Genomic DNA, 17,715 nt, shown 5'->3' with positions numbered 1-17,715 from the left:
AGTATAATAATTGGTATACGTTGCTGCCGCCTCTGTACTGCAACGGTTATCGGGCATCCAACAGGGGGCGCCCATTGAAAGCAAGTTTACACATTACAAAACTAAAATTTGTATAAAAACCAACGCTGTTTTTTAATGGTATTTTCCGGGTTAAATATTATGATACTTTGTAAGTATTATAACCAGTTACAACCAACACCAAAGCCGCTACTCCCCTTAATAGTGTGCGTTTTAAATTTATTACGATGAGAAAATGTTTTCTTCTTTGCCGTATTGCGGGTATTGCATTGCTGCAATGCTGTTTGTTTTTTCATCACGCCTTCGCGCAACAAATATCCAGGGACGAGTTGCTTTTCCTTACTCCGGAATGGAAGGGTGAGCGCTTTGCCGACGGGCGTCCGAAGGTATCCGACAATATTTTGGCCCGGATGAAGCACGTTAGTATTGAAGAAGCCTGGGCCGTTTTAAAAAACGCAGGCTACGGCTACCAACTCACCGAAAACTGGCTGGTAATAAACCCGGATAGCGTTTTGGTTGGCCGCGCGGTAACCGCGGTTTTCATGCCTGCGCGCCCCGATGTATGGAAAGCGATTGACGACAGGGGCAAAACCCAGGGAAAAAAAGGGCAAAACACCTGGCCGGTAGACCTGCTGGTAAAAGGCGATGTGTACGTGGCCGATCAGTTTGGGGCTCATAAAAACGGGCCTACCATTGGCGATAACGTCGGTAACGCTATCTACGCGAAAACCGGTAACGGTATAGTTTATAACGGCGCGGTGAGGGATCTGCGGGGATTAAAAGAGATAGGCGGCTTTACATCCTTTGTAGAAAGCTATGATCCATCGTACCATAACCCGCCCGGCGACCTGAACACCATGATTGTCGGGATCAATCAGCCTACCAGGATCAAGCAGGCTACCGTAATGCCCGGAGATGTGGTTTTGGGCGAGAATGGCGTAGTCATATTTATCCCGCCGCACCTGGCCGAAAAGGTAGTGACCACCTCCGAAGTGGTGAGGTTACGGGATATGTTTGGCCACTTGCGGTTAAAAGAAGGTAAATACACAGCCGGGCAAATAGATGCCCGCTGGAGCGCGGATATCGAAAAAGATTTTTCCGCATGGCTTAACGAGCACATCAATGAACTGCCGGTACCCAAAGAGCAGATCCAAAATATCCTGAAAAACCGGACCTGGTAAATAAATCTATCCTAAATATAAAATATGTCAAACTATCAAAACAGGCGCAGCTTTCTTTCGAAAACTGTATTAGCCGGTGCAGCCGTACTGGCAGGACCATTAAATAAAACATTTGGGCAGGGGTTAATAGATGCCAAAGAGCGTACCCCGCAGGCATCATCCCCATCCGACCTTAAAATTACAGAAGTTAAGTGTGCCTACGCGGGCGGCGGGCTTTTTGTAAAAATATATACCAACCAGGGCATCTGGGGTTCGGGCGAAGGGGTTGATGCCATAGCGGGAACGTATTACCTGGTTAAACGGTTGGAATGGATGCTGAAAGGCCGGAGCCCCTTAAACCCAAACCGGATAGCGGAGGAGATCAGGAAAGCTCATTTTTTTGCCGGGGCGCAGTCAGGTATGTTTGTCGCAGTGCTTACTGCGGTTGAGGCAGCCCTTTGGGATTTGACAGGTAAGGCTTTAGGCTTACCGGTTTACCAGTTATTAGGCGGTAAATACCGTGATAAATGCCGCGTTTACTGTGATACAGAATTATACACAGCCACAAACCCGGTGCCTGATGATTATGCAAAGGCTGCCCGCGGCGCGGTTAACCGCGGTTATACTGCCGTGAAATTTGATATTGATGATGCCCGCGATCCGAATAAATTCGACCGTTATAACTGGACTGCCAGTAATGCCGAGCTCGACAGGATGTATAATGCCATAGCCGCCGTGCGGAAAGAGGTAGGGCCCAATATTGATATCTGCGTAGATATGCACGGCCGTTACGATGCTACAACTGGCCGTAGGGTTGCAAAAATGATGGAACCTCTTAATTTAATGTGGCTGGAGGAACCAGTACCTGCAGATAATATTGATGTGTACAAAACAATAACCCAGGAAACAAGCACGCCAATTTGTGCCGGGGAAAATTTTTACCTGGCCTATGGTTATACCAGGCTGCTTTCGGAAGCCGGAATTGATATTGTGATGCCCGATCTTCAAAAATGCGGCGGGCTGGGCGAGGGGCAGCGGATAGCTAACCTTGCCAACTTATATTATGTGCCGTTTTCGCCGCACATGGTGGGATCTTTCCTGGGGGCTATGGCAACCGCGCATGTTTGTGCCTCGGTACCCAATTTCCATATCCTGGAATGGCAAACGTTGAGCGATACCGAGCCAAAATGGAAGGAAATAGTACAATACGATAAACCCTTTATTGAGAAAGGTTTCCTGGTGCTATCTGACAAGCCCGGAGTGGGTGTTGAGATCAACGAGGAAGGGTTGAAGAAATACGCGATGCCCGGAGTCCCTTTCTTTGCTTGATCAATGCCGGGTATGAATACTTTTTTCAAAGTCACTATCACGTTAACCATCGCTGCGTTTGCCGCTGTACTTATTGTGATACCTAAAGGCCTTGGATACACAGGGCCTTATGTACTTGCATTTTTTATACTGCTTGCAGTAAGCCTCTGTGCTTCGCCAAAAACCAAAAGCTTTTCTTATACGGTATTGATTTTTGGCGCGGCGGCCATGGCGCTTTATTATCCTGGTTTTTTTATCAGTTATGGCAATTTTAAATATGCCACACTTATTATCCCGCTAATACAGCTCATCATGTTTGGCATGGGCACTTCCATGCATTACCAGGATTTTCTTGGCGTGTTAAAGTCGCCCGGAGGAATCATTATAGGGGTGGTGAGCCATTTCATTATAATGCCCTTACTTGGCTTCAGCATCGCGACACTGAGCGTAAAATTAGCCGGAATGCCTGCCGAGATAGCGGCCGGCATTATACTGATCGGTTGTTGCCCTAACGGCATGGCATCCAATGTGGTATCCTATCTGGCGAGGGCAAACCTGGCGCTCTCGGTTACTATAACCAGCATTTCCACCATGCTGTCACCGGTATTGACACCATTTTTAATGAATTTACTTGCCGGTCCGCTTATTAAAATAGACCCCTGGTTAATGGTGGTGGATATTTTTAAAATGGTCATGATACCCATTGCTTTGGGTGTGCTGTTTTCTTCAATAGCCAAAACACGCAGTACATGGCTAAAAAGGATAATGCCCATGATATCCATGGGAGGGATTATCTGTATCATTATTATTATAACAGCCGCGGGGAGAGAAAGCCTGCTTAAAGTTGGCCTGCTACTGGCATTTTTGGTATTGCTGCATAATATTGGCGGCTATTTACTTGGCTTTTGGTCGGCTAAGGCATTTGGAATGGAAGAACGTGACTGCCGCACCATCGCTATAGAAGTAGGGATGCAAAATGGGGGGATGGCTGCTGGACTTGCCAAAGCGATGGGCAAAATCGCTACGCTGGGCCTTGCCCCGGTTATCTTTTCAACTTTCATGAATATTACGGGCTCATTGCTGGCTTCTTATTGGCATAAAAGAAAGCCCGGTCCCGCACACGAGACTACTTTGCAAAATTCTGCTGAGAACTAAGGTGGCACTGGGTTTTTACGCTAAGTTTTTTGTGTAAAAATCAACACTGTGTTTTTTTGGAAGCTTAAGCGATTTGCTTTAGCATTCTTTGTACATAACCAAGTAACCGATTTGTTACACTTTTTGATAACGAAATAACTGCCGCATAAACGCCGGACAGCAATAAATAGCTATGCATATATTTAAAACCAACGATAAAGTTATTGTAAAATACGCCGGTCTGTTATACAGTTCGCCGGATTGGACCTGGGACAATTTTATAAACCGACAGGCATTGCACGGCGAGGTTTTAAAAGACCTCCAAAGTATTGCATCCAACTCTTCGTTGGCTCATCATCTGGAAAACATAAGCGCTCCCATTGCCAACCAAGAGATTTGGGCGTCGGGTGTCACTTATCTGCGCAGCAAAGATGCCCGGATGGAAGAATCTAAAGATGCCGGTGGAGGTGATTTTTATGCAAGGGTTTACAGCGCCGAACGTCCTGAGATATTTTTTAAATCATCTGCATCCCGTGCGGTTGGCCCCGGCGGAACGGTTCGCATCCGGAAAGATTCGGAATGGAACGTTCCGGAGCCCGAGTTGGTATTGTTCATTTGCAGCGCGGGGACTATTGAGGGTTATATGATTGGCAATGACATGTCCTCAAGAGATATCGAAGGAGAAAATCCCTTATATCTTCCTCAGGCTAAATCATACGACGGAGCCGCCGCGGTTGGCCCGTGTCTTTATGTGCCGGGAACAGCTATCCCGCCTGACACCGAAATTCAAATTGAAATAGTGAGAGATAATGTTCAGGTATTTGCCGACACCATATTGATCAGCAGGATGAAGCGTACGCACCAGGAGCTTGCCGGTTACCTGTTTATGGAGATGTCATTTCCTGCAGGTGCATACCTGATGACCGGTACCGGTATAGTGCCCCCGGATTCTTTCACACTTAACTACGGCGATGTGATTAGTATTACAATAAGCAATATAGGAACACTTACAAACCTGGTGGGCAAATAATTGCATCAGGGCAACGATATCAATTAAATAAAATTATAAAAGAAAATAAAATGTCACAGTTCAGAAGTGCCGATTGGTTTGGAAAAACAGGTAAAATGGGGTTCTTATACAGGAGCTGGATGAAAAACCAGGGTGTGCCTACCGACCTTTTCGACGGAAGACCGGTCATCGGGATCTGCAACACCTGGTCGGAGCTAACCCCTTGCAATGCACACCTACGGGACCTTGCCGAAGCTGTTAAACGCGGGGTTTACGAAGCAGGCGGTTTCCCGGTAGAGTTCCCGATCATGTCCTTAGGCGAAACTTTGCTAAAACCAACCGCTATGCTGTTCAGGAACCTGGCCAGTATGGACGCGGAAGAATCAATTCGCGGCAACCCGATAGATGGCGTGGTATTGCTGACCGGCTGCGACAAAACTACACCATCTACCATGATGGGAGCGGCCAGTGTAGGCTTACCTACCATCGTAGTGCCGGGCGGGCCAATGCTCAACGGTAAATATCGCGGCGCTGATATCGGATCGGGCACAGCGGTATGGAAGCTGACCGACGACCTCAAAACCGGTAAAATAACCAGCGATGAATACCTTGCTGCTGAAAGCTGCATGTCAAGAAGTGCAGGCCATTGTATGACGATGGGTACCGCGTCTACCATGGCTTGTATGGTCGAGTCGCTTGGCATGTGCCTTTCGCAGGCCGCGGCTACCCCGGCGGTCGACTCCAGGAAAAAAGTACTGGCGCAGCTATCCGGCAGGCGTATCGTTGAAATGGTAAAGGAAGGTTTAACGATATCAAAAGTTCTTACACGTGCCGCTTTCGAAAACGCTATTAAAGTAAACGCGGCAATAGGAGGGTCAACCAATTTCATTATACATCTTACGGCAATTGCCGGGCGTATCGGGGTTGACTTATGCCTCGACGATTTTGACAGGCTGGGCAGCAAAATACCTTTGTTACTCAACCTCATGCCTTCCGGAAAATACCTTATGGAAGATTTTTACTATGCAGGCGGCCTGCCGGTGATATTGAAAGAGCTTAGCAATGAGCTGGATATGGACGCGATAACGGTAACAGGTAAATCGCATGCGGAAAATATAAAAGACGATGCTATATGCTACAATAAGGACGTTATCGCCGCTTATGAGGATCCAATCATTGCTGAAGCAGGCATAGCCGTTTTAAAAGGAAACCTGGCCGTTAACGGTGCGGTTATCAAGCCGTCGGCGGCAACGCCAACACTAATGCAGCATACCGGCAGGGCGGTGGTTTTTGAAACTATCGAAGACTATCACGCCAGGGTTGATGACCCGCAGCTTGATATTGACGAAACCTGCGTGATGGTGCTTAAAAATGTTGGGCCGGTAGGTTATCCCGGCATGCCCGAAGTTGGCAATATGGTGCTGCCCAAAAAACTGCTGGATAAAGGTATTACGGATATGGTAAGGATCTCCGACGGACGGATGAGCGGCACCGCATACGGTACGGTTGTGCTCCATGTTTCACCGGAGTCCGCCATCGGCGGTAACCTGGCGCTGGTTGAAAACGGGGACCTGATATGCCTCGATGTACCGGCCAAAAAAATAGAGTTGCTTGTAGATGAAGTTGAATTGCAAAGACGGCGGTTGTTATGGCAAAAACCTGCTTATCATACCGATAGGGGGTACGTATCTATGTATCAGCGCCATGTGCAGCAAGCCGATAAAGGAGCCGATCTGGATTTCCTGGTTGGAAATTCAGGATCTGTTGTAACCCGCGATTCGCATTAAATTAACCTGATTGTAAATGACAATATTAATACTGATCCTTTGTATTTTATTGCTTATAGCGCTGATAACATGGGCAAAAGTGAATGCTTTTCTTGCCTTTATTATCGTAGCACTGTTGGCGGGCTGCTTTTTCGGTATGCCATTTACAGCGGTTATCGTATCCATAAATAAAGGACTGGGCGATACCTTAGGTTCGGTAGCGATCATTATTGTATTAGGTGCCATGCTGGGTAAATTGGTTGCTGAAAGCGGTGCCGCGCAGCGGATAGCCCATTTCATGCATGATTTGTTTGGTGCCGGATATGTAAGCTATGCCATGGCCCTTACAGGCTTTATTGTAGGGATCCCATTGTATTACAACGTCGGGTTCATACTGCTGGTGCCTATCATTTTTTCGGTTGCTTCCAGCTACCGTTTACCACTGTTGTATGTGGGGATGCCTATGCTTACGGCGCTATCTGTAATGCACGGCTTTTTACCACCTCATCCTTCGCCAATGACACTCATCAGCGTTTTTCATGCCGATGTAGTAAAAACATTTGGCTATGGGCTGATCATCGCTATTCCTGCTATAATAATTGCCGGACCGATGTTCTCGGCCACCCTTAAAAAAATTGGGCCTAACGGTTTGCAATTTACCCATAGTTCGGCCGCCTTGCCTGTTCATGAACTACCGGGTATTGTTAACAGCATACTATCATCTCTTTTACCTGTAGTATTGATTTGCCTGGCCCATTTGCTGCCTGTGCTTTTTAGGGATAATTCTTTGATAAAGAGTTTATCTGAATGGCTCGCCGAACCAATTATAGCCATACTGATCACCGTAATTATAAGTACGTATACGCTTGGTTTGCGTAAAGGTAGGTCATTGGCAAAATTAATGGATGGTTATGTGTGTGCAGTAAAAGATATAGCCATGGTATTGCTCATCATTGGCAGCGCGGGTGCACTAAAGCAGGTATTTGTGGATAGCCACTTAAGCAATGCTCTTGCATTAATGCTGGTCAGCAGCACCATACACCCTTTATTACTCGCATGGCTGGCGACAGCTTGTTTACGGCTTTGTCTTGGTTCGGCCACGGTAGCTGGTGTAACGGCCGCGGGCGTGTTGTTCCCGATAGCTCATCATGCGGGCGTAAATACCAATTTACTGGTGCTGGCTATTGGAGCGGGCAGCCTGTTTGGTTCGCATGTAAACGATACGGCTTTTTGGCTATGCAAAGAATATTTCGGGTTAACAGTTAAGGAAACGCTGCGCTCATGGACGGTAATGGAAAGCCTTGTAGCTGTAATAGGGCTTGCCGGAGTCTTATTATTAGATATTTTACTATAAATAGATTATACCTACAAACTGTATATAAACCAATTTAAAACTAAAACCCTGCGTAACATGAAGAAAAAGCGATACTAAAATGAAAAAGCGGCTTTTAAAGTGCCGCCCGGAAAAGCTCTTTCACAACCACCAATTTTGAGAAAGAAGTTAAAGTAAGATTTGCCAATTTGAATTAACCCTAAAATTATGGAAAAAGAAATCAAAGTATCAGGAATGATGCTGTCCATTGCAATAAGTGTTCTTTTTACACTTATGATTGCAGGGCATGTGCAGGCGGAAAGCGCCGTCGCAGCCCGAACCAACCCCGAAGTGGGGGTACAAATAGTTACCGGTAAAGTGACCGACGAAAAAGGCGGCCCGCTTATCGGCGTTAGCGTAAGCGAAAAAGGAACAAAAAATGGTGTTTTAACCGACGCGAACGGTAATTACAAACTCCAGGTATCTGCCGATAACGCTGTTTTACTATTCAGCTACGTGGGCTACAATCCAAAAACCGAGCCCCTTAACGGGCGCACTACGCTGAATGTTTCGCTTGAGCCCAAGTCAACCGCCATCAGCGAGATCATCGTAACCGCCTTAGGCATCAAGCGCGAGTCAAAAAAATTAGGCTATGCGGCAGAAAATGTGCGTGTAGCCGAAATAACAACTAACCGCTCAACAAACTTTGTTAATTCGCTTGAAGGAAAAGTCGCCGGTTTAGACATTTCTCCACCGGCAAGTGGTCCCGGTGGCAGCACCAAGATCAGGCTGCGGGGGCAGTCTGCGTTTCAGGGCGATAATGCGCCGCTGATCGTGTTAAACGGCCTGCCTTTATCGCAAAGCCCGTCAAGCACTAACGGTTACACCCAGTCGGTGGATTTGGGCGATAATATGCAGCAGATAAACCCGGATGATATCGAATCGATGACTGTATTAAAAGGAGCTACAGCCGCGGCGCTTTACGGTTCAAGGGCAAGTAATGGCGCGTTGATCATCACTACCAAAAGCGGTAATAAAAATGGCGGGATAGGTATTGAGTTTACCTCTAACTTTACCCAAAACAAGGCCCTGGATTTTACCGATTTTCAGTACGAATACGGACAAGGCGAAAATAACGTGCGCCCAAAAACACAGGGACAGGCGCAAAGTTCGGGCGCATGGAGCTTTGGGGAAAAATTTGATAATGCGCCTACCTACCAGTTTGATGGCGTTCAACGCCCTTACGCGCCCGAAAGAAACCGGATCAGCAAGTTTTTCAGGCTCGCCAACGCCTGGACCAATACCATCGCGTTTTCAGGCGGTAATGAAAAAGGCAGCTTTAGGTTTTCTTATTCAAACCAGGATGCGCAAGGCATCATACCTAATAATGACTATCATAAAAAGATCTTCAATCTGGGGCTCAACTATAATTTCACCCCCAAATTGTCTGCGCAGATCTATGTGAACTATGACCATGAGAACAACAAAAACCCTCCGGTTATTGGCATCCAGGGATCTTCGGTTACCAATTATATCTACCGTTACAGTAACTCGGTTAGTTTGGATGTGTTAAAAGCGGCCGCGGTTGATGCAAACGGCAATGAAACGCCCACATCACGTTTCACTACGCTTACCAACCCGTACTGGATCATGAACAAGCAATTTACCAGGCAAACTAAAGATCATCTTTTAGGTACCGCTACCCTGCGATACCAGTTTTTTGACTGGCTTTATTTACAGGGCCGTGTAAATATGGAATATAGTCCATCTTACTACGAACAAAATTCGCCAACAGGTACTTTAGCAAATGCGGCTGCACCGGTTGGCCTTTATAATGGTAGTTATAACTCAAATGATAATACCTATCGTGCGCTTAACGCCGACTTCTTATTAGGCGGCGGCCACAAATGGGGACCCTTTTCTTTTGATGCCACGGTAGGAGGAAATACATTCCCCTCCTCATCACAAGGATATACTGTCACCGCTACAAATTTCTACGTGAGGGATTTTTATACCCTTGGAAATGGCGTAACCAACACATCTGCCTTCGCGGTTTCCAAATCAACAGTAAACTCGCTTTATGGCACCGCCGAGTTTGGCTATAAATCATATTTGTTTTTAAATGTAACCGGCCGTAACGACTGGTTCTCGGTGTTAAGCCCCGAACATAACCATTATTTTTATCCATCCGTAAGCGGCAGCTTTGTTTTTTCGGAGTTTTTAAAGAACCCGCCTTCATGGCTCACCTTTGGAAAGATCAGGGCGACTTATGCTAACGTAGGTAGTGCTAACGGTATTAATCCTTACAGCAATTCGCTCACGTTCACGCTTTCACAAAACGCGTTCAACGGCGTTCCGCTGGGAAGTATCAGCAACGTTACTACGCCGAATCAAGCAATTAAGCCGTACAGTGTAAAAGAAAAAGAAATCGGGCTTGAGTTGCGTATGTTCAACAGCCGGGTAAACCTGGATATTGCTGCATACGATAAGCATACCACCAACCAGATCTTAAGCGTTGCCATCTCTAACGCTTCAGGTTATACGGGTACCATCGTAAACCTTGGCGAGCTGCAAAACCGTGGTATGGAGTTCTTATTGGAGTTAGTACCCATCAGGAAACCCAACTTTAGCTGGCGTTCGGCATTTAATACGGCTATAAATACCTCTAAAGTTTTAGCGCTGGCTAACGGTCAAAAACAATTGACACTGGGTGCAGGAGAATTCTTCGGCTCTATTGTTGACCAGGTAGGTCTTCCGCTGAACCAGATCCAGGGTTCAACCTACCGCAGGGATGCTAATGGTAAAATCATCGTATCTGGTGGTAAGCCCGTAGCAAGTGCTGCTCCCGTGCTTTTCGGCAGCGCGTTGCCTAAGGCTACCGGTGGGTGGGTAAATACATTTACTTATAAAAGGGTTACCCTGATGGCGCATATCGATTATAAAACCGGAGGTAAAATATTGTCGAGCTCCAACCTGAATTTCCTGAGGGAAGGGTTATCAAAAGAGTCGCTGGTAGGCAGGGAGGGAGGCGTAACGTTTGACGCGGTGAATGCCGACGGCACTCCTAATACAACTGCAGTGAACGCCGAGGATTTTTATGCCAATTATCGGTCGCAGGGCATCCTGGATCCTTTCGTTTATAAATCGGACTTCATCAAGCTGAGGAACCTATCGGTTAGCTATGACTTTTCGAAAATGATGAAAACCAAATTTATTAAAGGGCTTGTGCTTTCAGCAGTATGCCACAACGTGCTGATCATCAAAAAGTATACACCAAATATTGATCCGGAGGCTATCTCATCAAGCGGTGATATTTTAACCGGTTACGAGCAAAGTTCACTGCCTACCACGCGGACTTATGGCTTTAACTTAAACGTCAAATTTTAAAAGAGTACGATCATGAAAAGATATATAAAGATCATATTGTCCGCGGCCTGCCTGTTTTCTGCAGCAGGTTGCGATAAAGGGTTCAGAGAGTTGAACGTTAATCCAAATAACACTACCAGTCTCGATCCGGTGTTTTTGTTTTCCAACGCGGAAGTTTTAACATATGCGGCATTAATGGAAACTGAACCAACGGTTGTTCAGCAGTTTATTGACCCTTTTGGCGGGGTCACATCAGCATTTAACTTCAATGTATTAAATCAAACCTATACGGTGATGCGGTGGAATAACGCTTATCCAAACACCATAAAATTGCTTGAGCACATTTTGCCGGATTTAAAAAGCAACGCTTCCCGGTCTAATTTGTACAACGAAACCAGGATATGGCGGGCTTATAATTATATGATGCTGGTTGATACTTATGGCGATGTACCGTACAGCCAGGCTGGCCAGGCCTACCTCAATTCTGCTTTTCTGCCTAAATACGATAAGCAACAGGATATTTATGCTGATCTGGTAAACGAACTCACCACGGCCACCGCAGCGTTAGACCCAGCGAAGGACCTTGTTAAAGGAGATGTGTTTTATGGAGGAGATATTACGCAATGGAAGCGCCTGGGTTATTCACTTTTACTGCGCATAGGCATGCGTTATTCTAAAATAGACCCGGGCAAGGCAAAAACTATTGTTCAGGCAGCTGTTACCGGAGGAGTAATGCAATCAAATGCCGATAACTGTTACCTGAAATATAACAATACGTACCCCAACCTGGTTACGCAGCAAATTCAACAGTTAACAAACACTTATTATCTTGCCGAACCGTTTGTAACACAATTAAAATCTACCGGCGATCCAAGGCTGAAGTATATCTCGGCTATGTATGCCGATCCGGGGAAAGCATTATCTCTTGCGCCTGATACAGCCTCAGCCAACCAGTTTGGTTTGCCTATAGGCTATGATAGCGGTACACTGCCAACAGCACCTGGGTTTCGCGGCGTAAGCGGATCAGGGTTCAAATATTCGCAGGTAAATTACAGCGTATTTGGTAAAATAACCGCTCCGCAGTTCTTTGTAACCTATGCCCAAACGCAGTTGTTACTGGCCGAGGCGGCTTTTAGGGGATATATAGCAGGTACGGCAAGTACTTATTATAATAATGGTGTAAAGGCCGCCCTGGATCAATTTACCAGCTATGATGCTACCGCTGTTATCAGCAGCGATGCACAAAACGCCTATTTAAATAACCCGGCAATTGCATATTCTGATGCCAATGCCCTTAAGCTGATCAATACACAGTATTGGGTAACTTCGTTTGGAAACGGCGCGGAAACATGGGCTAATTTCAGGAGGAGTGGGTACCCTGCATTAGCGCCAAATACCTATCCGGGCAGGCAAATAAAAGGCAATTTTGTACGCAGGTACACCTACCCGCAAACAGAAGCAGCCATTAATGCCGATAACTACAGGGCGGCGGTGGCCAGCATAGGCGCAGATGACCTGGATACACCTGTGTTTTGGGATAAATAAATTAGCCCTGATTAATTACAGTTTAGTACCCCGGCAGCATTTGGCGCCGGGGTATCATTAAACGGGTCACAAAACGTTGCGGGTTGCTGAAGTAACTGTTTACTCACGAGTGTTCAACTTTTAAAAGTATGAACAGTTGATATTTTTTCAAAATAAATTGCCATTGATAATCAATGACTTATGGTTGAATTAAAATCTGATAAATCTCAATTTGAACAAGTTGTTGTTGATAATCAATTAGTTGTGAAATTGCATTTTAATTGATTGAACACCTGTTTTTTAAAAATTGAACACTGACAAGATATTGTCACTAATTCCTCGCTGATGCAATTGCGCCTGCGTAACTACGGGTTCCCAAATCCGTAGTTCGATTTTTTAACCAATCGTTTAATGTCTTTGATCCATATCTTCCGGCCATCGGTTTCCAGTACGCCTTCCTCTTTAAATTCTTTTAATAGGCGGATCACATTTTCCTGCGCTATCCCTGCCATGCCGGCCAGGTCCATTCTTGAGATATTGAGAATAACATCTTTTTCACCTGATCCTTCCCCTTTAAATTTTTCTCTCAAAATGATCAGGGAAATAGCGAGGCGTTCAGATGCTGTTCTCTGAGAGATCACGGAAATACTGTTGGCCAATACACTAAATTCATGGCTCAATGATTTCAATAAGCGCCGCATGAAAAGCGGCGATCTGTCCAGAATAGTTAAAAAGTCCTCTTTAGGGATAAAACTGATCAGGCAGTCTTCCAATGCAGCTGCAGAATCAGGGCAACGCTCTTCCGCCAAAATCGCGTGATATCCTATTAATTCGCCTTTATTAGCTACATATATGATCTGCTCCCGGCCATTCCGGTCAACTTTGTATTTTTTTATCTTTCCCTGGTGAATAAAATAGATACCGGAAGGTACAATACCTTCCTTAAAGATGATTTCTCCTTTTTGATATTTCTGCGCGCCTTGCCGGGAGATTAAAAAGTTATAATCTTCTTCGGAAAGTGTATTAAGAACAGATTGTGTTGTGAATTCCCACTTATCAATTGGAAAAATTCCGGATAAACTCATATTACAAATATATAAATTTAATGAAGCCGATGTGATTGGCTGGTATGCCCTGTATGACCGGAAAAACCCGTAAAGCATGTACAGGCGCGGGCTTGCAGTCTAAAACTGATAAATATCAGTTTGTTTGCTGATGTCATACCATATCAGGCCCTTATTATAAGCATAGCTTTGTATTAATGGTAAGAACATCAAAATCGTGGGCAATGCTCCATGCAAAATGCCCGCGCTGCCGCAGGGGCAATATGTTCGAAGGAGCAACATACCGTTTGGGTTCCAACAAGATCAATCTGAATTGCCCGCATTGTCAGATGATCTTTGAGATCGAGCCCGGCTATTTTTATGCGGCGATGTATATTAGTTACGCTATGAATGTAGCGGAGGGAGGCATCTTGTGGGCCGCCACTTTCATGATAACCCAAAATAACGATTCGCCATGGTTATATCTCAGTACCATTCTCGGTGGTTTGTTCTTGCTTGCACCGCTGAATTTCAGGTATTCCCGTGTAATATTACTTTACTGGTTATCTCCCAAGGTCCATTATCACCCCGAACTTGATATTGAAATACCGGTGGATGGGAATAAATTTAAATGGTTTCAATAATGAACAAGATGATGAATTTGTTCAGGCCCAAGCTGATTGACACCCTTAAAGGTTACACCCCCGCGCAATTTTATAAAGATGTTGTTGCCGGAGTAATTGTAGGTGTTGTTGCTTTGCCCCTGGCCATAGCTTTTGCCATTGCTTCAGGCGTATCCCCCGAAAAAGGAATTTTTACGGCTATCATTGCGGGGGCAATTATATCCGCATTGGGAGGCAGCAAGGTACAGATAGGAGGGCCCACAGGCGCATTTATCGTTGTGGTTTATGGGATCGTTCAGCAGTTCGGTGTTAGCGGGTTGGTTATTGCCACATTTATTGCCGGCATCATTTTGATCATAATGGGGGTAGCTAAATTAGGTAATACTATTAAATACATTCCCTATCCGCTGGTTATTGGTTTTACTACGGGGATCGCCGTTATCATTTTTTCTTCAGAAGTTAAAGATTTTTTAGGGTTGAAAATGGGTAATGTCCCTGCTGATTTTATCAGTAAATGGATCGGCTATAGCCGGCACCTGTCTTCGCTGAACCTTTATGCCTTGTTTATCGGGGTTTTTACCTTACTGGTGGTTTTGCTGTGGCCCAGGGTAACCCGGAAAGTTCCCGGTTCGCTGATCGCAATTGTCATAAGCACACTGCTTGTCCGGTATTTCCATCTTCCGGTAGAAACTATTGGCAGCCGTTTTGGAGTGATTACTGCTGCTTTACCGCACCCGGTTATGCCAGATGTAAGCCTGGAAACCATCAGGCAATTGATCAGGCCTGCCTTTACCATCGCTTTGTTGTGCAGCATTGAGTCTTTATTATCAGCCGTTGTGGCAGATGGCATGACCGGCGGAAATCACCGGTCTAATACAGAGCTCATTGCACAGGGAGTGGCCAATATCTGTTCATCTGTTTTAGGGGGAATTCCGGCCACCGGCGCAATAGCAAGAACGGCTACCAATATTAAAAATGGCGGAAGTACACCCGTAGCGGGTATCATACATGCCATTACCTTACTTCTTATTATGCTTTTTATAGGCAAATGGGCAGCACTGATCCCCATGGCAACACTTGCAGGTATATTGGTGGTGGTGGCCTGGAATATGAGCGAACTGGGGAATTTTATAGACGTATTTAAAGGCTCTAAAAGTGATGCTTCCGTTTTGTTGATCACTTTCGGCCTCACCATATTGGTAGACCTGACCGTAGCTATTGAAATTGGGATAATTGTTGCCGCTTTCCTTTTTATGCGCAAAATGATGCAGTCCAGTTCGGTACAGCAAACCATTTTGTCTCCGGATCAATTATCTGATGATGAATTTAACCAGTCAGCTATCCCCAAAGGGGTTGACGTTTTTGAGATCAATGGGCCTTTGTTCTTTGGTGCGGCCTATAAATTTAAAGACACAATGAAAGTGCTGGAAAAACCCGCCCGGGTATTGATTATCCGGATGGGGAATGTACCCGTCATTGATGCAACCGGTATCAGGGTATTAAGGGATGTTCATCAGGAAATAAAAAAGAAAGGAACTAAACTTATCCTGTCGGAGGTAAACAGCGAACAGGTAACAGGAGCGTTAAAAAAGACGCGTTTATTATTTCAAATCGGGAAAGGCAATGTCCGGGACACATTTGAAAAAGCATTAAAACGGGCAGATGAAGTTTTATCAGACACCGACCTCTCAAAAAAAACTATGCAGGTTAATAAAGGCTTTGATCTGTTATAATCCTGGTATTAAATAGGGTAACGCAAGATCACCGCTCTGCTTATGGCCAGCACCAATCCCTGATCAAGAGGGCGATCTTTATCCGGATCTTTTTCGATCCATAGTTTATTTAAACCTAGAATAAAGGTGTAACTTTTAGCATCTAAAAGAATCTCGAGGGTATGGTTCTTTTTACTTGGGGCAGCAATGATATAATAAATAAAATCATGCTGCTGATAAGTAACACGTAAAGGAAATCCGATCATATATCAAAAAGAATGATTTGTCAGGCTGTTATTGATAAAATAAACCAGGTCAAAGGTTGACCAGGTTTATTTTCCCAAAACAGTTCTTAAACTATTGTTGATTGTTTTTCTTTTCTGTTATTTCTTTACGGATATCTGTTGCCATAACTTTTAATTGCTGCATAGCATTTCTAACCCTGGTTCCTGCAGCTTTGTTGCCTTTTTCGTAAAAGCTGAACATGTCTTTCTCTATGGCATCTATCAAATCTTTTGCCGCTTTAAATTTTTCCATTGTGTTTTGTGTTAAATAAATAATGTGTTTGATTTTGTTTTTTAGCCAGTAAGGTTAAATATTTGGCTTAATACCGTCAAAATGGTATCAACGCAGAGGATTAGTTACCTCCGATCTGTGCCAGGTATTGTTCTGCCGTCAACAGCGACTCGCGGTCGTCTGCTAAGCTTACCAGCACTTTGATCATCCAGCATCTATAAGGGTCCTGGTTCACCAGTTCGGGGTTAGTTTCAAGCAAAGGATTAACCGCTATTACTTTACCATTTACCGGCATAAAAAGGTCTGATACTGTTTTTACCGCTTCAACTGTGCCAAATATGGCCTCTTTAGCAATGATCTTGTTCAGGCATGGGATATCAACATAAACGATATCACCTAATTCCTTTTGTGCAAAATCGGTGATGCCGATCAATGCATGGTCCTGCTCGAAGCTGATCCATTCATGGTCTTTGGTATAAAATAAATGTTCGGGGTAATTCATGATTTTTATTTTTTATCGTTCAATTATTATTTAATAAAGATTGCCGCGTTTATCAAGCCTGATTTGAATGTTTTCTATAGCAAGGCTGAACCGGCTCTTTTACTTCTTGATCCACATTTTCAGCACCCGGCTATAGGAATTGTTCATTAATTGATAACTGACCGGAATCTGTTTTTCCGGTGCATGGAAAGTAACCAACCGGGTGCCGGCCGGTCTTTTGTTCAGCATTTCGTAAATGAACAAAGTATAGTAGTTGTACAGATCAAACGAAGTATTGACGTTATGATCGATCCGGATGCTTGGTTCTATATTTTCATAAAAGGGATTGAAGAAATAAAAATGATCAAACAGGTCATAATCCAGGTTAGTGAGGTTACCATGCATAAACTGCACATTGGGTACACCGATCTGCGCTTTGGCTGATTCTGCATAATTGAACAACTCTTCCCGCTGCTCAATGCCATAAAAGATAGCCTCCGGATGATAAACGCCCGACGCGATACAAAATTTACCGACACCGCTGCCAATATCCAGGATTCTGGCCCCTGGGGCTGCAAGGAAATTGCTGGCTTCGAGCGAAATGTCCAGGCCAGTCCAGTGCATTTGCGATAGCTCCCGGATGTGTATCGGATACAAAGTATCGAAAGCCGCGTCTTTGCGGAAATAAGAAATGCTTATTGTATCACTATACATAAAAAAGGGAACTGCATGTTATTCACGTG

At 44.9% G+C, this 17,715-nt stretch carries 15 protein-coding genes; 10 read left to right on the top strand and 5 right to left on the bottom strand.

The genetic code is table 11. The annotated features are described in order from the left end of the window. The first annotated feature begins 245 nt into the window (after positions 1–245). The 8 genes from IEX80_RS06775 (at position 246) to IEX80_RS06740 (ending at position 12,618) form a co-directional block, all read left to right on the top strand. Positions 246–1,199: an RraA family protein gene (locus IEX80_RS06775; protein ID WP_188832452.1), complete on the top strand. Its 954-nt coding sequence runs from the start codon at positions 246–248 to the stop codon at positions 1,197–1,199. A 24-nt stretch (positions 1,200–1,223) separates the two neighbouring features. After that, entirely contained in the window at positions 1,224–2,507 is a 1,284-nt protein-coding gene (locus tag IEX80_RS06770; protein WP_176627197.1) for a mandelate racemase/muconate lactonizing enzyme family protein, read from the top strand. 12 nt (positions 2,508–2,519) lie between these two features. After that, complete coding sequence (locus IEX80_RS06765) at positions 2,520–3,641, top strand: bile acid:sodium symporter family protein (RefSeq protein ID WP_188832451.1); 1,122 nt, start codon at positions 2,520–2,522, stop codon at positions 3,639–3,641. A 172-nt stretch (positions 3,642–3,813) separates the two neighbouring features. Then, positions 3,814–4,650, top strand: a complete 837-nt coding sequence (locus IEX80_RS06760; protein ID WP_188832450.1) for a fumarylacetoacetate hydrolase family protein — start codon at positions 3,814–3,816, stop codon at positions 4,648–4,650. A gap of 50 nt (positions 4,651–4,700) precedes the next feature. Next, positions 4,701–6,416 (top strand): IlvD/Edd family dehydratase, encoded by a 1,716-nt coding sequence (locus tag IEX80_RS06755; protein WP_188832449.1) that lies wholly within the window; start codon positions 4,701–4,703, stop codon positions 6,414–6,416. A gap of 16 nt (positions 6,417–6,432) precedes the next feature. Next, entirely contained in the window at positions 6,433–7,749 is a 1,317-nt protein-coding gene (locus IEX80_RS06750; RefSeq protein ID WP_188832448.1) for a gluconate:H+ symporter, read from the top strand. A gap of 186 nt (positions 7,750–7,935) precedes the next feature. Next, entirely contained in the window at positions 7,936–11,094 is a 3,159-nt protein-coding gene (locus IEX80_RS06745) for a SusC/RagA family TonB-linked outer membrane protein (RefSeq protein ID WP_188832447.1), read from the top strand. Between the two features lie 12 nt (positions 11,095–11,106). After that, complete coding sequence (locus IEX80_RS06740) at positions 11,107–12,618, top strand: SusD/RagB family nutrient-binding outer membrane lipoprotein (RefSeq protein WP_188832446.1); 1,512 nt, start codon at positions 11,107–11,109, stop codon at positions 12,616–12,618. 344 nt (positions 12,619–12,962) lie between these two features. Here IEX80_RS06740 and IEX80_RS06735 read toward each other — a convergent pair whose 3' ends face one another. Continuing rightward, positions 12,963–13,682 carry a Crp/Fnr family transcriptional regulator gene (locus tag IEX80_RS06735; RefSeq protein ID WP_176627185.1) on the bottom strand — a complete coding sequence of 240 codons (720 nt, stop codon included), beginning with the start codon at positions 13,680–13,682 and terminating at the stop codon, positions 12,963–12,965. Between the two features lie 176 nt (positions 13,683–13,858). On the opposite strand from IEX80_RS06735, the gene IEX80_RS06730 reads away from it, so the two are divergent. Next, positions 13,859–14,284 (top strand): DUF983 domain-containing protein, encoded by a 426-nt coding sequence (locus IEX80_RS06730; protein ID WP_188832445.1) that lies wholly within the window; start codon positions 13,859–13,861, stop codon positions 14,282–14,284. Beyond that, entirely contained in the window at positions 14,284–15,996 is a 1,713-nt protein-coding gene (locus IEX80_RS06725) for a SulP family inorganic anion transporter (protein WP_229701545.1), read from the top strand. The genes IEX80_RS06730 and IEX80_RS06725 overlap by 1 nt, the downstream gene beginning before the upstream one ends. An 8-nt stretch (positions 15,997–16,004) precedes the next feature. Here IEX80_RS06725 and IEX80_RS06720 read toward each other — a convergent pair whose 3' ends face one another. The 4 genes from IEX80_RS06720 to IEX80_RS06705 all read right to left on the bottom strand — a co-directional run bounded on the left by IEX80_RS06720 (position 16,005) and on the right by IEX80_RS06705 (position 17,686). After that, a complete protein-coding gene (locus tag IEX80_RS06720) occupies positions 16,005–16,241 on the bottom strand; it encodes a hypothetical protein (RefSeq protein WP_090526096.1) in 237 nt (78 codons plus the stop codon). A gap of 91 nt (positions 16,242–16,332) precedes the next feature. After that, complete coding sequence (locus IEX80_RS06715) at positions 16,333–16,512, bottom strand: BF3379 family histone-like protein (protein ID WP_090526095.1); 180 nt, start codon at positions 16,510–16,512, stop codon at positions 16,333–16,335. 100 nt (positions 16,513–16,612) lie between these two features. Then, a complete protein-coding gene (gcvH, locus tag IEX80_RS06710; protein WP_188832444.1) occupies positions 16,613–16,993 on the bottom strand; it encodes a glycine cleavage system protein GcvH in 381 nt (126 codons plus the stop codon). Positions 16,994–17,092: 99 nt separating this feature from the next. Beyond that, positions 17,093–17,686, bottom strand: a complete 594-nt coding sequence (locus tag IEX80_RS06705; RefSeq protein WP_188832443.1) for a class I SAM-dependent methyltransferase — start codon at positions 17,684–17,686, stop codon at positions 17,093–17,095. Positions 17,687–17,715: the final 29 nt, after the last annotated feature.

The organism is Mucilaginibacter rubeus (genome assembly GCF_014643835.1).
Taxonomy (GTDB): Bacteria; Bacteroidota; Bacteroidia; order Sphingobacteriales; family Sphingobacteriaceae; genus Mucilaginibacter; species Mucilaginibacter rubeus.
The sequence above is the reverse complement of the archived record's forward strand: the minus strand, read 5'-3'. Positions and strand labels throughout refer to the sequence as shown.

Bases quoted from the DNA above. Each gene is read 5' to 3' on its own strand.
- IEX80_RS06755 (WP_188832449.1), top strand. From the start codon at position 4,701: ATGTCACAGTTCAGAAGTGCCGATTGGTTTGGAAAAACAGGTAAAATG.
- IEX80_RS06775 (WP_188832452.1), top strand. From the start codon at position 246: ATGAGAAAATGTTTTCTTCTTTGCCGTATTGCGGGTATTGCATTGCTG.
- IEX80_RS06720 (WP_090526096.1), bottom strand. From the start codon at position 16,241: ATGATCGGATTTCCTTTACGTGTTACTTATCAGCAGCATGATTTTATT.
- IEX80_RS06745 (WP_188832447.1), top strand. From the start codon at position 7,936: ATGGAAAAAGAAATCAAAGTATCAGGAATGATGCTGTCCATTGCAATA.
- IEX80_RS06725 (WP_229701545.1), top strand. From the start codon at position 14,284: ATGAACAAGATGATGAATTTGTTCAGGCCCAAGCTGATTGACACCCTT.
- gcvH (WP_188832444.1), bottom strand. From the start codon at position 16,993: ATGAATTACCCCGAACATTTATTTTATACCAAAGACCATGAATGGATC.
- IEX80_RS06765 (WP_188832451.1), top strand. From the start codon at position 2,520: ATGAATACTTTTTTCAAAGTCACTATCACGTTAACCATCGCTGCGTTT.
- IEX80_RS06730 (WP_188832445.1), top strand. From the start codon at position 13,859: ATGGTAAGAACATCAAAATCGTGGGCAATGCTCCATGCAAAATGCCCG.
- IEX80_RS06760 (WP_188832450.1), top strand. From the start codon at position 3,814: ATGCATATATTTAAAACCAACGATAAAGTTATTGTAAAATACGCCGGT.
- IEX80_RS06735 (WP_176627185.1), bottom strand. From the start codon at position 13,682: ATGAGTTTATCCGGAATTTTTCCAATTGATAAGTGGGAATTCACAACA.
- IEX80_RS06740 (WP_188832446.1), top strand. From the start codon at position 11,107: ATGAAAAGATATATAAAGATCATATTGTCCGCGGCCTGCCTGTTTTCT.
- IEX80_RS06715 (WP_090526095.1), bottom strand. From the start codon at position 16,512: ATGGAAAAATTTAAAGCGGCAAAAGATTTGATAGATGCCATAGAGAAA.
- IEX80_RS06770 (WP_176627197.1), top strand. From the start codon at position 1,224: ATGTCAAACTATCAAAACAGGCGCAGCTTTCTTTCGAAAACTGTATTA.
- IEX80_RS06750 (WP_188832448.1), top strand. From the start codon at position 6,433: ATGACAATATTAATACTGATCCTTTGTATTTTATTGCTTATAGCGCTG.
- IEX80_RS06705 (WP_188832443.1), bottom strand. From the start codon at position 17,686: ATGTATAGTGATACAATAAGCATTTCTTATTTCCGCAAAGACGCGGCT.